The sequence below is a fragment of the Bradyrhizobium sp. SBR1B genome (assembly GCF_014198205.1).
GTDB lineage: Bacteria > Pseudomonadota > Alphaproteobacteria > Rhizobiales > Xanthobacteraceae > Bradyrhizobium.
In genome coordinates this window covers 46,587-59,586 of the sequence record NZ_JACIHC010000002.1, presented here as the reverse complement: position 1 = coordinate 59,586, position 13,000 = coordinate 46,587, and the positions used below count along the sequence as shown (strand labels likewise).

13 protein-coding genes and 1 pseudogene are annotated in these 13,000 nt (G+C 63.7%); 8 read left to right on the top strand and 6 right to left on the bottom strand.

Going from position 1 to position 13,000, the window contains the following annotated elements; genetic code table 11:
- Positions 1-167: 167 nt before the first annotated feature.
- Positions 168-746 (bottom strand): L,D-transpeptidase, encoded by a 579-nt coding sequence (locus GGD61_RS04945; protein WP_018317212.1) that lies wholly within the window; start codon positions 744-746, stop codon positions 168-170.
- Between the two features lie 266 nt (positions 747-1,012).
- On the opposite strand from GGD61_RS04945, the gene GGD61_RS04940 reads away from it, so the two are divergent.
- Together GGD61_RS04940 and GGD61_RS04935 are read left to right on the top strand one after the other, a co-directional pair.
- Positions 1,013-2,560 carry an acetolactate synthase large subunit gene (locus tag GGD61_RS04940; protein ID WP_183230374.1) on the top strand — a complete coding sequence of 516 codons (1,548 nt, stop codon included), beginning with the start codon at positions 1,013-1,015 and terminating at the stop codon, positions 2,558-2,560.
- Positions 2,561-2,752: 192 nt separating this feature from the next.
- Complete coding sequence (locus GGD61_RS04935; protein WP_183230373.1) at positions 2,753-3,271, top strand: hypothetical protein; 519 nt, start codon at positions 2,753-2,755, stop codon at positions 3,269-3,271.
- Between the two features lie 42 nt (positions 3,272-3,313).
- On the opposite strand, the gene GGD61_RS04930 is transcribed toward GGD61_RS04935, so the two are convergent.
- Positions 3,314-3,547, bottom strand: coding sequence for a DUF3551 domain-containing protein (locus GGD61_RS04930; RefSeq protein WP_018317209.1), 234 nt, complete (start codon positions 3,545-3,547; stop codon positions 3,314-3,316).
- Between the two features lie 258 nt (positions 3,548-3,805).
- Between GGD61_RS04930 and GGD61_RS04925 the strand changes: the two genes are divergently transcribed.
- The 3 genes from GGD61_RS04925 (at position 3,806) to greA (ending at position 5,353) form a co-directional block, all read left to right on the top strand.
- Complete coding sequence (locus tag GGD61_RS04925) at positions 3,806-4,141, top strand: hypothetical protein (RefSeq protein ID WP_092260770.1); 336 nt, start codon at positions 3,806-3,808, stop codon at positions 4,139-4,141.
- A 174-nt stretch (positions 4,142-4,315) separates the two neighbouring features.
- The gene (locus GGD61_RS04920; protein WP_183230512.1) at positions 4,316-4,801 is read left to right on the top strand and encodes a hypothetical protein; all 486 of its coding nucleotides are present in this window, start codon (positions 4,316-4,318) and stop codon (positions 4,799-4,801) included.
- Between the two features lie 69 nt (positions 4,802-4,870).
- Positions 4,871-5,353 carry a transcription elongation factor GreA gene (gene greA / locus GGD61_RS04915; RefSeq protein ID WP_183230372.1) on the top strand — a complete coding sequence of 161 codons (483 nt, stop codon included), beginning with the start codon at positions 4,871-4,873 and terminating at the stop codon, positions 5,351-5,353.
- A 124-nt stretch (positions 5,354-5,477) separates the two neighbouring features.
- On the opposite strand, the gene GGD61_RS04910 is transcribed toward greA, so the two are convergent.
- The 4 genes from GGD61_RS04910 to GGD61_RS04895 form a co-directional block, all read right to left on the bottom strand.
- Complete coding sequence (locus GGD61_RS04910; RefSeq protein ID WP_183230371.1) at positions 5,478-6,251, bottom strand: SDR family NAD(P)-dependent oxidoreductase; 774 nt, start codon at positions 6,249-6,251, stop codon at positions 5,478-5,480.
- Positions 6,252-6,298: 47 nt separating this feature from the next.
- On the bottom strand, positions 6,299-6,694 hold the full coding sequence (locus GGD61_RS04905) for a cupin domain-containing protein (RefSeq protein WP_312012622.1): 396 nt from the start codon (positions 6,692-6,694) through the stop codon (positions 6,299-6,301).
- 124 nt (positions 6,695-6,818) lie between these two features.
- Entirely contained in the window at positions 6,819-7,604 is a 786-nt protein-coding gene (locus tag GGD61_RS04900) for a carboxymuconolactone decarboxylase family protein (RefSeq protein WP_183230369.1), read from the bottom strand.
- Complete coding sequence (locus GGD61_RS04895) at positions 7,601-8,806, bottom strand: arabinose transporter (protein ID WP_409362455.1); 1,206 nt, start codon at positions 8,804-8,806, stop codon at positions 7,601-7,603. The genes GGD61_RS04900 and GGD61_RS04895 overlap by 4 nt, the downstream gene beginning before the upstream one ends.
- 99 nt (positions 8,807-8,905) lie before the next feature.
- Between GGD61_RS04895 and GGD61_RS04890 the strand changes: the two are divergent.
- The 3 genes and pseudogenes from GGD61_RS04890 to GGD61_RS04880 all read left to right on the top strand — a co-directional run bounded on the left by GGD61_RS04890 (position 8,906) and on the right by GGD61_RS04880 (position 11,662).
- Positions 8,906-9,804, top strand: a pseudogene (locus tag GGD61_RS04890) (LysR family transcriptional regulator).
- A gap of 232 nt (positions 9,805-10,036) precedes the next feature.
- Positions 10,037-10,714 carry a hypothetical protein gene (locus GGD61_RS04885; protein ID WP_092260782.1) on the top strand — a complete coding sequence of 226 codons (678 nt, stop codon included), beginning with the start codon at positions 10,037-10,039 and terminating at the stop codon, positions 10,712-10,714.
- Positions 10,715-11,293: 579 nt separating this feature from the next.
- Positions 11,294-11,662, top strand: a complete 369-nt coding sequence (locus GGD61_RS04880) for a hypothetical protein (protein WP_143109092.1) — start codon at positions 11,294-11,296, stop codon at positions 11,660-11,662.
- Positions 11,663-13,000 lie beyond the last annotated feature (1,338 nt).

Sequence of the window (13,000 nt, the reverse complement as noted above, 5' to 3'; positions counted from 1 at the left end):
CGCACAAGGCCGCAGATTCACGCGGCCTGCGGGTTCCCGGCATTGTCTGTAACAAGAGAGTTACAGTGTCGTAGGGTGGGCAAAGGCGCGAAAGCGCCGTGCCCACCATCGCGCCGCAACCGCAGTCAGTGGTGGGCATGCCTCCGGCTTTGCCCCGGAAGCGTGCGTCAGTTGTTCAGCACCACCACCGTGGTACCGACCGAGACGCGGCCGTAGAGATCGCTGACGTCGTCATTGGTCATGCGGAAGCAGCCCGAGGAGACCGCCTGGCCGATCGTCTCCGGCTCGTTGGAGCCGTGGATGCGGTAGAGCGTCGAGCCCAGATACATCGCGCGCGCGCCGAGCGGATTCTCGACGCCGCCCTTCATGTGGCGCGGCAGGTCCGGCCGGCGGGCCAGCATCTGCGACGGCGGCGTCCAGTCCGGCCATTCCTTCTTGGCGGTGATCCTGTGGACCCCGCCCCAGCGGAAGCCGTCGCGGCCGACGCCGATGCCGTAGCGCAGCGCCTGGCCGTTCTGCAGCACCAGATACAGCCGCCGCTCGCTGGTGTTCACCACGATCGTGCCGGGGGCGTAATTGCCGTTATACATGACGGTGGTGCGGGGGATCGGATTGGCGCCGGAACGGAAGAAGTTCGGTCCGCCGCCCATGATGTCGCGCGAGTCGAACTCTTCGGCGAACGCGCCGCCCGCCATGGCCGACAGCAGTGCGATGGCGGCAATCGGCGCGGCAAAAAACCGGATCATTGTTTCCCCCAGCAAAAAATCGATTCAACAAGGGCCACAGGCCATATTTGCGGGCTTTTCGCAAGCCACGGCCCCGTGAGGGATGCCATGCTTAACGATTGACGTCACCAGATCCGCAACCGCGCCAATTTGACGAAAAGCGTTATCCAAGCCAGCGCATCCTCGCGCGGGGCAGGGCCGCGATGGCCCCTATTGCTTTGACGGGGCCTGCGAACAATGATTGGTCGGATACCTCACTCGAAATCGGCGGTTGCGGAGCAAGAAGAATGAACGGTGCGGAAAGCCTGGTGCGGACGATGGTCAAGGGCGGGGTGGACATTTGCTTCTCCAACCCGGGAACCTCCGAGATGCATTTTGTCGCAGCGCTCGACCGGGTCCCCGGCATGCGCTGCGTGCTCGGCCTGTTCGAGGGCGTGGTGACGGGCGCGGCCGACGGCTACTACCGCATGAAAGGTACGCCGGCCTCGACCCTGCTGCATCTCGGCCCCGGCCTCGCCAACGGTCTTGCCAACCTGCACAACGCCAAGAAGGCCAATTCCGGCATCGTCAACATCGTCGGTCAGCATGCCGTCTATCACATCGACTACAACGCGCCGCTGACCTCCGACATCGAGGGGTTGGCCCGGCCGATGTCGTCCTGGGTCCGGACCTCGCCGAACTCCAAATCGGTGGCCGCCGACGGCGCCGCCGCGATCGCCGCCGCCAAGAGCGCGCCGGGTCAGATCGCGACCCTGATCCTGCCCGCCGACACCGCCTGGAACGAGGCCGACGGCATCGCCGAGGTTCCGGCCGAGCAGCAGCGCGCGAGCTATTCGCCGCAGGCGGTCGAGCGGGCCGCGAAGATCCTGCACGGTGACGGCGAGGGCACGCTGCTGCTGATGACCGGCAGCGCGCTGAGCGAGCAGGGCCTGGCGCTGGCCGAGCGCATCGCCGCCAAGACCGGCTGCACCGTGATGGGCCCGACCTTCCGCCCCAAGATGGCGCGCGGCCGCGGCCGCTACTCGATCGACCGCATCCATTACGTGATCGAGAACGCGCTGCCGATGCTGGCCAAGTTCCGTCACATCGTGCTGGTCGAGTCTGACGATCCCGTGGCGTTCTTCGCCTATCCGAACAAGCCGAGCATGCTCAAGCCTGAGGGCTGCGACGTCCATCGCATGACCTCCTTGGGCGAGAACTCGGTCGCAGCGCTCGAGGCGCTTGCGGGTGCGGTGAAGGCGAGCGCGAAGGACGTCAAGCCGCAGGCCGTGCAGGAGCTGGTCAAGCCGACCGGCGCGCTCACCTTCGCCTCGATCGCGCAGGCGATCGCCTGTGCGATTCCCGAAAACGCGATCATGGTCGACGAGTCCCTCACCACCGGCCGCGGCTTCTTCCCGCCGACGGCGGCGGCGGCGCCGCACGACTGGCTGCAGAACATGGGCGGCTCGATCGGCTTCTCGACGCCGCTCTCGATCGGCGCTGCGATCGCCTGCCCGGACCGCAAGGTCATCACCATGGTCGGTGACGGCAGCGCGATGTACACGATCCAGTCGCTGTGGACGCAGGCGCGCGAGAACCTTGATATCGTCACCATCGTGTTCGCCAACCGCATCTACCAGATCCTGCGCGGCGAGTTCGACAATGTCGGCGCCGGCGAGCCCGGCCAGCGCGCCAACGACATGCTCCGCCTCGACCGGCCCACGCTGGATTTTGTCGCGCTGGCCAAGGGCATGGGCGTGCCCGGCCGCGCCGTCACCAATGCCGACGAGTTCAACAAGGCGCTGGCCGAAGCCGTCGCCGAGCCGGGGCCGCGGCTGATCGAAGTCCAGATGTAGGGGGTTGATTGAACAAGCTCTCTCCCCACGTCGTCCCGGCGAACGCCGGGACCCATAAGCCCAGGGAGAGGTTTGGCGAAGACTCGGAGTTCGGTACGTGCGCCGTGTACACTCGATAGACCTCGCGGTATGGGTCCCGGCGTTCGCCGGGACGACACCGAACCAGGTGCGCGAGATGGGCCCGGAGGCACGATGCAGACCGAGCTGAACAAGGTAATCGCGGCGCTGCGGGACTTCTACGCCCACGAAGGCTTCCTGTTCGAGAAGGACATCGGCGAACGCGCGGTCACGCACCGCTTCGCCGTGCATCTGGAAAAGCAGTTCTCCGGCTGGTCGGTCGACTGCAACTATGACCGGCTCGGCGAGCGCACGTTGCATCTGCCGCACGGCACCATCATCTCGACCGACGACCATCTCGGCAAGTCGATCTACCCTGATGTCGTCGTGCATCAGCGCGAGATCCCGAACAATCTGCTCAGCGTGGAGATCCGCAAGGCGAGCAATCACACCCCGCTTGAGCACGACCAGCACAAGCTGAGGGCGCTGACCGACGTCCACGTCTGGTTTCCCTACTGGGTCGGCCTGCTGCTGGTGCTGGACAAGGACCAGGTGACGATGTCGGAGGTCTATGTCAGCGGCGCCGTCGACGACCCGCTGTCGCGCTGGTTCGCGGCGCGGCTCGAGGAGATCGGCCTTGGAGCTCGCGCATAGAGACGTGCGGCATGCGCGATCGCCGCGCACGCCGCGACGTGGTCAGTAGGCGTAGGGCTGCGAGTAGGCGTAGCGCGGGTTGATGCCGCAATAGGCCGATGTGCCGGAGGCCGTCGCCGCACATTGCTGGTAGCTGGCGAACTGGCAGTTGCCGGGATAACCCCAGTTGCGGCCTTGCAGGCAGTATCTGTCGCTTCCGGCCTGGGCCGGGGCCGCCGACAACGATGCGGCGATCAAGGTTGCGAACGATGCAAGCGTGAGGATGGTGCGACGCATTTCGATCTCCTTCAATGGTAGGTGGAACGGCCGAGCCTTGGCGTTCCCGTGGCTTGTCTGACTCGGGGTCATGCTGTGTTGGTCTCCCCGGCGCCGGATGCGTTCGAAGCGAGGACCATCGTGACGCAGCCGGCGCCTTGCACTGTGATCTCGGCCACAGTTCGCACACGGGTTCCGACCTATCCTCAGCGAACTTGCACGCCTCGATCCGGTGGGACTAGGCTTGCCTCGTTCGGATCAAGGCATTTGGAGGTTCTCATGCAGAAATCATATTTGCTGGCTGCGGTAGCAGCACTGGCGCTCATGACGCAAACGCCGCATGCCCTGGCCCAAAGCGCGCCGGCCGCCGGCGGAACAGCTGCGCCTGCGGCGACAACCGCTGCGCCGGCAACGACGGCGGCGCCGGCCGCGACCACCGACAGCTCCAGCCAGCCGACCGACTCCAAGAAGAGTGCGTCGAAGAAGCCGGCGAAGAAGAAGATGACGCGGCAGCAGGAAATCGATCGCTCCGTCGACACCGGCACCGTGCCCGCGCGCTATCGCAGTTCGGTGCCCAAGCAGTACCAGCAATATATTCCGTTCGCTAAGCAGTGACGGATCGCATGGCGGCGCGGGATGCTCAGCTTCGCGCCGCCTGTGCGCTCGAAGAACCGGCGCTTCGACGACCGGCCTGCGACCAACCGCCTCTGCCGGGCGAACTCCGGCCCCACATCCTCGGTGGCGGTCTGCGAGCGCAGTGCTAGAGTAGGCCGAAACTCGGGGGGAGTGATGAGTGACGACGTGAAGGATGCTGGCCTTGTGGCCATGATCAGCAGCATCCTTGGAGGCAACAAGCGCGCAGACAGTGTTGCACCGCCGCCGCTCACCGAGGGTCCGCCGACCGTGCCGTCGAACGGAGCGGACGCGGTCGCGGCGCCCGTCCCTGAGGCGACGTCGACCGGGCAGGAGGATGCGGCCAGCGCTGCGCCGGCCACTGCGGAACCGGTCCAGCCGCCTGCGAAAATCGTCACGACGCGGGATGGCAAGCAGTTGTTGCCGGCAGAAGCGATCGCCGATCTCGTGCTTGGCGAGCTCCGAAAGCTGGAGAATTTCCCGGCGACCGGCGCCTCGGTCACGGTCTACGGTTACAGGCACTGGAACGCCATGATCACCTTCGCCCCGTTCTCGACCAATTTCCAGAACGCGACGCGGTTCCGCCAGGCCATGCCGGACCTCGTCTTCAAGCTCCGTCGTTTCGTCGAACTTGAGATATAATCTGGGTTCAATCACCGGCGGCGGGAGCGCGCTGCCGGGCAGCCCGGACAGTTCGACAGGATCTTTGAATTGAGCGTCGCCTTTACCAAGGAAGAAAGCGCCGAAACCGCGTCCGAGACGCTGTTGCCGGATCGCCCGGTCTCGCCGCATCCCAACCTCGTGACGGAAGCAGGGCTGCAGGCGTTGCAGACGCAGCTTCAGCAGGCCCGCGAGGCCTATGAGGCCGCGCAGGCCATCGAGGACGTCAACGAAAAGCGCCGGCAGTCGGCGGTGCCGTTGCGCGATGCCCGCTATCTCACCGAACGGCTGCGCACGGCGCAGCTCGTTCCCGATCCGACCTCGACCGAAACAGTCGCCTTCGGCAGCACCGTGACCTTCAGCCGCAGCGACGGCCGCGTGCAAACCTACCGCATCGTCGGCGAGGACGAAGCCGACCCTAAGGCGGGGACGATCTCGTTCGTCGCGCCGGTCGCGCGGTCGCTGATGGGGAAGGCGGTGGGTGACGTCGTAGGGACGGGTGCGCAGGAGATCGAGATCCTGTCGATCGGGTAGGGGCGGGGCCGGTATCGGTCTGCCTGAAGCATGATCCGGAAAAGTGCGAAGCGGTTTTCCGGAAGGATCATGCGCAAACAACAACCTAAAGCGCGATGATGATTCATCCAAATCGCATCGCGCTTTAGGCCTGTGGAAGCGGAACTCCGGTCAGCCTGCCCAATCTTTCGATGAGTGCGTCCTGAAAATCCGGATCGGTCGCCTCACTGGCCGGCTCCTCCCGCCGGAGATGATGCCAGTAGCGCCCGCTGACCAGAGCGGCGGGCTCCTCGCTCACCGCGAGCCAGGCTTGCGTCTGTTGTCCGGTGTGGAGATCGACCGGGGCGCCCGAGCCACCCATCTTGGTGCGTACCCATCCGGGATCGACGGCGTTGCTCAGGACTTTGGGCCAGCGTCGTGCCAGACCAAACGCGAGCGCGACAACGTGCAGCTTGCTCTCGGCATAGGCCTTGGCCGAATCCCAGGCCCGCTCTGTCCAATCGAGGTCGTCGAGCGAGCCCTCTCCACCGCGGTGCAATCCGCTGCTGAGATACACCAATCGGTCGGGCCGCTCGATCAGGGCCGTCAGCATGTACGGCGCAAGCGTGTTGATCGCCAGGGTTTCGGCATGGCCTTCCGGCGTCGCGCCACGGCTAGGCCGTGTGTAGACGCCGGCGTTGTGGATGATCGCATCCATGCGCCCGATTGCGTTGACTTGGTCGGCGATGCTTCTTGCATCTGCGGCACTGCGGAGATCGCCGACCACGATCCCGGCGCAACGCGACGCGAACGCGCCGATACCGGGGGCGCGATCCGCCGACCGCGCGTGCAGCACCACGCGGTGACCTTGATCAACGAGCGATTGCGCCGCTGCCCGGCCGAGGCCGTCCGTGCTGCCGGTGATGAAGATGATCGCCATGCGCTGCTTCTCCGGATGTTTCAGGACGCACTCTACGGCGCCCGCCATCACTTCCGATATTGTTCGTCGCTCACTTTCTCCATCCAGTCGACGTTCTTGTGGCCGGTGGATTCCTGGATGGCAATATGGGTCATCGCCGTCGTCGGCGAGGCGCCATGCCAATGCTTCAGTCCCGGCGGAAACCACACGACGTCGCCCGGCCGGATCTCCTCGATGGTTCCGCCTTCGCGCTGAACCCAACCCAGTCCCGCGGTGACGATGAGCGTCTGTCCGAGCGGATGCGTGTGCCAGGCGGTGCGGGCACCCGGCTCGAACGTGACCTGGCCCGCGCCGACCCGAGCCGGATCAGGGGCCTGGAACAGCGGGTCGATGCGTACCCTGCCGGTGAACCAGTCCTGCGGTCCCTTCTGGGACGGGCGCGATCCGTTTCGCTTGATGTCGATGTCCAAGTCCATGGTCATGTGCGTCTCCTGTGCGTGGCGCGCCTGCGCGCGGCGAATTCCGATGATAACGGCGGTGCTGCCGCCAATGAGCACGTCCCTGCGCCTGATCACGGCACGTCTCCGCTCAGCGCGGCCGCTTTTCGACGACGTCCTTGATCACCGGCGCCGCGGAGAATGCGTTGGGCCAGCCGGCGTAGAAGGCGAGATGGCCGAGCACCTCGCCGGCTTCCTCCCGCGTCAACCCGTTATCCATCGCGCGGTTCAAATGATAGGTGATCTGCGCGACCTGACCGGTCGCGATGAGAGCGCTCACGGTGACCAGGCTGCGGTCGCGTGGCGCCAGCGCCGGCCTCAGCCAGAGGTCGCGGAACAGCACGTCGGTCGTGTACCGGACGAGGCTTGGCGTGATCTGCCCGAACTGCTCGCCGACGCGGGTCGCCCGCTGCTTCTCCGCGGCTTCGTCGAGCGGCAGTTGCGGCCCAGAGGCCGGCGGGAGCTGATCGGCCCCGATGTTGCGGCTCTTGAAGACGTCGCGCGCCGCCGGGATCGCATCCACCGCGTTGGCCCAGCCGGTGTAGAAGGCGAGGTGCGTGATGATCTCCGATATCTCCGCCGGCTTCACCCCGTTGTCGAGCGCGCGTGCGAAATAGTCGGGCAGCTCCACGGTCTGGTTGCGCGCGATCAGCGCCGCGACCGTGACGATGCTGCGGTCTCGCGGCGAAAGACCGGGACGCTTCCAGAGATCGCCGATGACGAACTTTTGCTCGTAGGCTTCGAGCGCCGGCGCAACGGCGCGGATGTCTTCCGATGTCGACATGGGATTTGCTCCTTTGACGGCTGCCGTGTCCGCGGCGACCGGGCCGCCGGCGATGAGCCAGAATGACAACAAGGTGGTTGCGAGCGTTCTCATTGCGGATGTCCTTCGACGGTGAACGGGTGCGCCAGCAGCCACCAGGCGACCAGCGCGGCGCAGAGCACGGTGACGGCGCTGGCGAAAAACAAAACGTTCAGCCTTGCTCCGGTGGCGATCAATCCAAGCGCCGGGCTCGCGATCCCCTGGGCCAGGTCGAGAAAGGCGGTGTAGGCGCCCATGGCCAGGCCGCGGTTCTGCACGGGGACGCGGCGCACGGCCTCGACGCCGAAGCCGGGATAGATCAGCGAGAAGCCGAATCCGGTGAGCGCGGCACCGGCCAGCGCCATCTCGGGTCGTGCCGCAAGCCAGATCAGGGCCTGCCCGGCGGCTTCGACCAGGGCACAGAGAAGCGCAACCCTGGCACCGCCGATCGCATCGGCCAGATGACTGAACAAGACGCGCGCCAGGATGAAGGCGAGGGCATAGGCCGTGTAAGCAAGCCACCCATTGGCCCATCCCCGGCTGGCAAACAGCAAGGCGACGAATGTCGTCACCGCGCCGAAGCCGACGCTGCCGAGGGCCGATCCGAGGCCCGGCGCCCATACCGCGCCGAGCACTTTGGCGAACGACAGGCGCACTTGCTGCACCGGCGTCACCGCGGGAAGCTGCACCACGAACAGCAGAGCCAGCAGCGGCGCTGCCGTCGTCGCGAGCGCGATCGCGGCAAAGCCGTAGGCGGCGTAAAGCGCTGAGCCTGCGGGGGCGCCGATAGCGAAGGCGGCGAACATCGCCGAACCGACCCAGGCGATGACCTTGCCGGTGTTGCCACTCTCGACGAGGACCAGCCCCCAACTGACCGCGGCCGTGATGATGAAGCTCTCGGCGGCGCCGAGCAGGCCGCGGCCCAGCAGCAGAATGGTCACCGAGGCCAGTGGAGCCTCAGTGAAGCCGAGCGAGAGCAGGTAGAATAGTCCGGACGCCGCGGCCGCGATGAGGCCGGCGATGACACCGCGCTTCGCCCCGCTCCTGTCCGAGACGTGGCCGGCCCATGGCCGCGAGACCAGGGATGCCGCGAACTGACTGCCGGCGACCAGGCCGACCACGAACGTGCCGAACCCCAATCCGTCGTGCACATGAAGCGGAAGCACGGGCATCGCCATGCCGATGACGAGGAAGGCTGCAAAGACAACCGCCATGATCGGCAGCAAATTCGCCGTGACGCGAAGCGAGGCGACGGGCTGCATGGCTGTCATGGGCATGCTCATTCAGGGCTCCTGGTGGATGCTCCGAACCTAGGACCTTCGCCGTGCCTTGATTAGGTGATAGATTTCGAATGAAGTTATTAGGGCCGCTAATCAATGCATCGGGACGACGCGAGCGACCTTCTTGCCTTCCTGGCCGTGGCGCGGGAGCGCAACTTCACGCGCGCGGCGGCGAAGCTTGGCATGACACAGTCCGCGCTGAGCCAGATCATCCGGAATCTGGAGGAGCGGCTGGGTGTCAGGCTGCTCAATCGAACGACGCGGAGCGTCACGCCGACGCAGGCCGGCGAGCGGCTGTTCCAGAGCATCGGCCCCAAGTTTACCGAGATGGACAACGATCTCGCTGCCCTCGGCGAGTTTCGCGAAAAGCCTGCCGGAACCGTGCGGCTGACCGCGACGGAATATGCCGCCAGCGAAATCCTGCTGCCGGCGCTGGGAAAGCTCCTGCCGAAATACCCGACATCCATGTCGAGATCATCATCGACTACGGGCTCACCAACATCGTCGCGCAGCAGGTCGATGCGGGCATCCGTCCCGGCGAGCTTGTCGCCAAGGACATGATCGCCGTGCGCGTCAGCCCCGATCTCCGGATGGCCGTCGTCGGCTCTCCGTCCTACTTTGCTGGCCGCAAGCGCCCGAAGACACCGCAGGATCTGACCCAGCATAATTGCCTCAATCTGCGCCTGCCCACGCACGGCGGCAGCCTCTATGCCTGGGAATTCGAGAAGAACGGGCGGGAGCTCAATGTGCGGGTGGAGGGCCAGCTCGTGTTCAACAGCGCGGGGCTTCTCTTGAACGGAGCGTTGAAGGGCCTCGGCCTTGCCTACCTCACCGAGGCACATGTGCAGCCGTATTTGTCAGAGGGACGTCTTGTCCGCGTGCTCTCGGATTGGTGTCCGCCGTTCTCGGGATACCATCTCTACTATGCCAGCCGGCGCCAGCCTTCCCCGGCCTTCTCGCTGCTGGTAGAGGCGCTGCGATACCGCGGCAAGTAGAACGGCAAGCCGAATCGGCAAGTCGAATCGGCAAGTCGAACGGAATGACCCGCGTCCGGCACTTCAGGCGCGCAGAAACATGGAGATTTGATCGATTGCATGGGGTGTGCAGGGTGAGGCGAGGATTGCGGGAGCAATCCCATTCGCCTAAAGCATGAGCCATGCGTTTCCGTTGTCTTGTCCTGATATCGATGGTCTCCGCCGTGTCCGCGAAACAAAGCCCGATGGTTGGATGAGACGGTTTCTGTCGGGAGCGTTGCCGTTCTACGCGCTGGCTGTACTGGCCATGTGCATGTACCTCGTCCTGTACAGGACGAACCTTTTCGATCTGAACGCCATCGTCCATGGCGCGACAGGGTCGTCATGGTTTCTGGTCTTCATGTTCGTCTGCGTGCTGCTGGAGTCGGTCTTCCCGTATTTTGGCTATTTTCCCGGAACCGCCCTCATCCTGATGTCCGTGGCGCTCAATCCGAAGTCGGCGGATGCTTCCGTCTTTGTCGTGGCGTGGCTCGCCATCATCCTGGGCGCCGTCTTGAGTTACGGACAGGCTCGGTTCTTCAGGCCGTTCCTGCAGCGGGTGGCCTCGAAGGCGGCCCTGCGCCGATGTGAGTCCCTGTTCGACGCTTATGGCGCTTACGCCCGCATCGCCTTGTTCGTTCATCCCAACGCCTGCGCGATGTATTTCACGGCGCTCGGACTTCTCGGCCGCAGCCTGACGCGGGAGCTCGCCTATCTCTGTGTGGGCGCAGCCGCCGCCGTGGGCATTCTGTTCGTGATCGTGACCAGGTTGGTATCGTCCGTCGGCCCTGCTGATGACGGCGAATTGCAGGTGCTGCTGGCGGCAGCGCTGGCCGCCATGGGGACGCTTGTTGGTCTCTACGCGGCCTGGCGGTCGGAGCGGGTTGCCTGAAGCTTGCTCCGTCTTACACCTCCGCCGGCGGGCGCCGTGATCGCCTGCAATCGACAGGCTTCAGGGCGACGGCGCTGATCTAGCCACACGCTAATAATGCGCCTTTACCCGCCAGGCTTAGTGCAATACGCGAGCGGCTTCTGCTAGCCGGACTTTCTCTCTGAGGCCCTCGAGATCCTGTATTGCCTTAAGCAATCTCACCAAATCGGAAGCTATGTGTGCCAGAGTAGGCCTTTGCGGCTTTGGGGTTCGAGATTTCTGTTTCATCGCGAAACGGCTCCCTGCCAGGACCGGTAAAGATAGGCCGGGATTGGCAAGGACCGTGCCAGGGAAGCGCAGCCGGCATTTCAGGCCAGAGAGCGCGCGGGAGGCAAGCGAAAAGGTTATCTGGCCGGTGCCGCTTTCCATCCGTACGACTGGCGCGCGATCTGGCCAGTGATGTCGGTGTCCTTTTCGTCAGAGAGGCGCCAGGCCGCCACCCCGAAGCAGACGGTTAGAACCACGGCTGTTGTTAGAAGCAGCATTGATAGAAACTGGCTCACACCTGCACCCCCGAATACGACGCATGAGCCAGCGACCATGGAACGTCGATTCGGAAAATGCAGATGCGTTGACCTAGTAGCAGGTATCCCCAAGCTACGCGCAATGCGCAATTATCCTTGGTTGCAATTGTTATTCGTTCAAGCCGTTGAGATTGAATCAGGTTCTGATCGACCAGCGGAGTGCCGTTCCATGGTTTGGAAAACAGCCGCTCAAGAACGCACGCTCAAACCCGCCCGCGGCCTGGGGGCGAAAGTGCAGGCAGCATTTGGTGCTGGCGCGAACCGCGTTGAGATCGTTGCGGACTTCGCATCCCGCGTTGCCGAAAGAGCGGCCGAAACAAAAGATGAAGATCCGATCGTTGCTAGCGCTACGAGCACTACCCCGAAAATTAGGCTGCGCATTTAATCCTCCCTCACTCCATCTCAGCATCGGACGGCGATGTTTCAACGCCGCTTCGTTTGGCCGCCAAAATGGTTTCGTGCACGCGACCGTGAAGTGTGGATTGCTGTTTTGCTCCGGCCCATGGGCTCTCTAGGCCGAAGCAGAGCCCAGCCGGCCTCAGCGGCCCAGACTGCTTCAAGAACGCGCGGCCAGGGCTGCTGTGGACCGATAGCGCCTACAAGTCCGATGACTATGAGGACGAGCCCCGATAGGACAGGTGAGCTGAATGAATGGTCGGAAATGCAGCGGCCCCGGCACCCGTTCGCTGAGGCCGCTTTTATTTGCTCGGTAAGCGGAACGACTTTCCCAATTCCGAGTCGAATCCAAGCTCCCGACAAGTCCCCAAATCAAAAGCCCCCGTCGGGAGCAAACCTTCCCCAAGGTTGGCGACCTCGGCCCCAAACCGAGGTCGCTTGTCATAAATGTGGAAAAAGGCGTCGGCAAGGCGTGTGCGAGCAACGCAAATCGCGCGCTTCTTGCTTTGAATGCGCCGGTTGCAGTCGCGTGAGAGCGGAATTAAATCAAACCTGGTTTCCGTGGTAAAGTGCTTTTAATTCAGTCATTTAAAGCTGGAGTGTCGCGGCAGAGACTTTCGGCTGCCGTGCCATGATTGCCGCAGCAGGAAGCTTAAAGGTCATATCAACCGTTTCCAGTAAGCTTTGGGCTTGACCGACGCATAATGCGAGTTCCCATTTAAATCTCCAGTTCGAGATGAGTCGGGATTTGCCGTGGGTATTTACTTGCTCTCGCTCGCGGCGTGCGTTGTCGGGGTTCTTCTATTCATGGCATTCCATCGATAGGGCCGACAACGGACGCAACAGTTACATTGAATCCTCAACCCAAGCCGAAATTAATGATTTTGGCCGGTTGTTTTTGACTGTGCACAGTTGCTCGCGTTCAATTCCAAAGGTGGAGGCGAACGTGTTTTTGAACTGGGTCCTCGTTATTCTTATCGGCGTCAGCGTTGCGGTCCTGATAGCCCACGCGATTGACGCGATGCGCTCCTGACGTGCGCTTCTGGCGATGATCTCTGATGGACCTTGTCGGTACGGGCAGCGCACAGCCCAGCGCGGTGAAGTTCTTCAAGATCGATGAACTCCACAGCTCGCTGTCTTAATGAAACCCTGGCCGCAAAGCCGGCATGGAGCCAAGCCATAGATTGCGTGTGCCCAGCTTTGCGCAAACTGTTTCCCCACCAGGCATTGAACTTGTACGCTGACGGCGGCAACGGTCTGCCGAGAATTGCTTCAATTTCCGAGAACGTGAGCCGAATCGTTTGCGCTCCTGTGCGCTGTAGCTCTT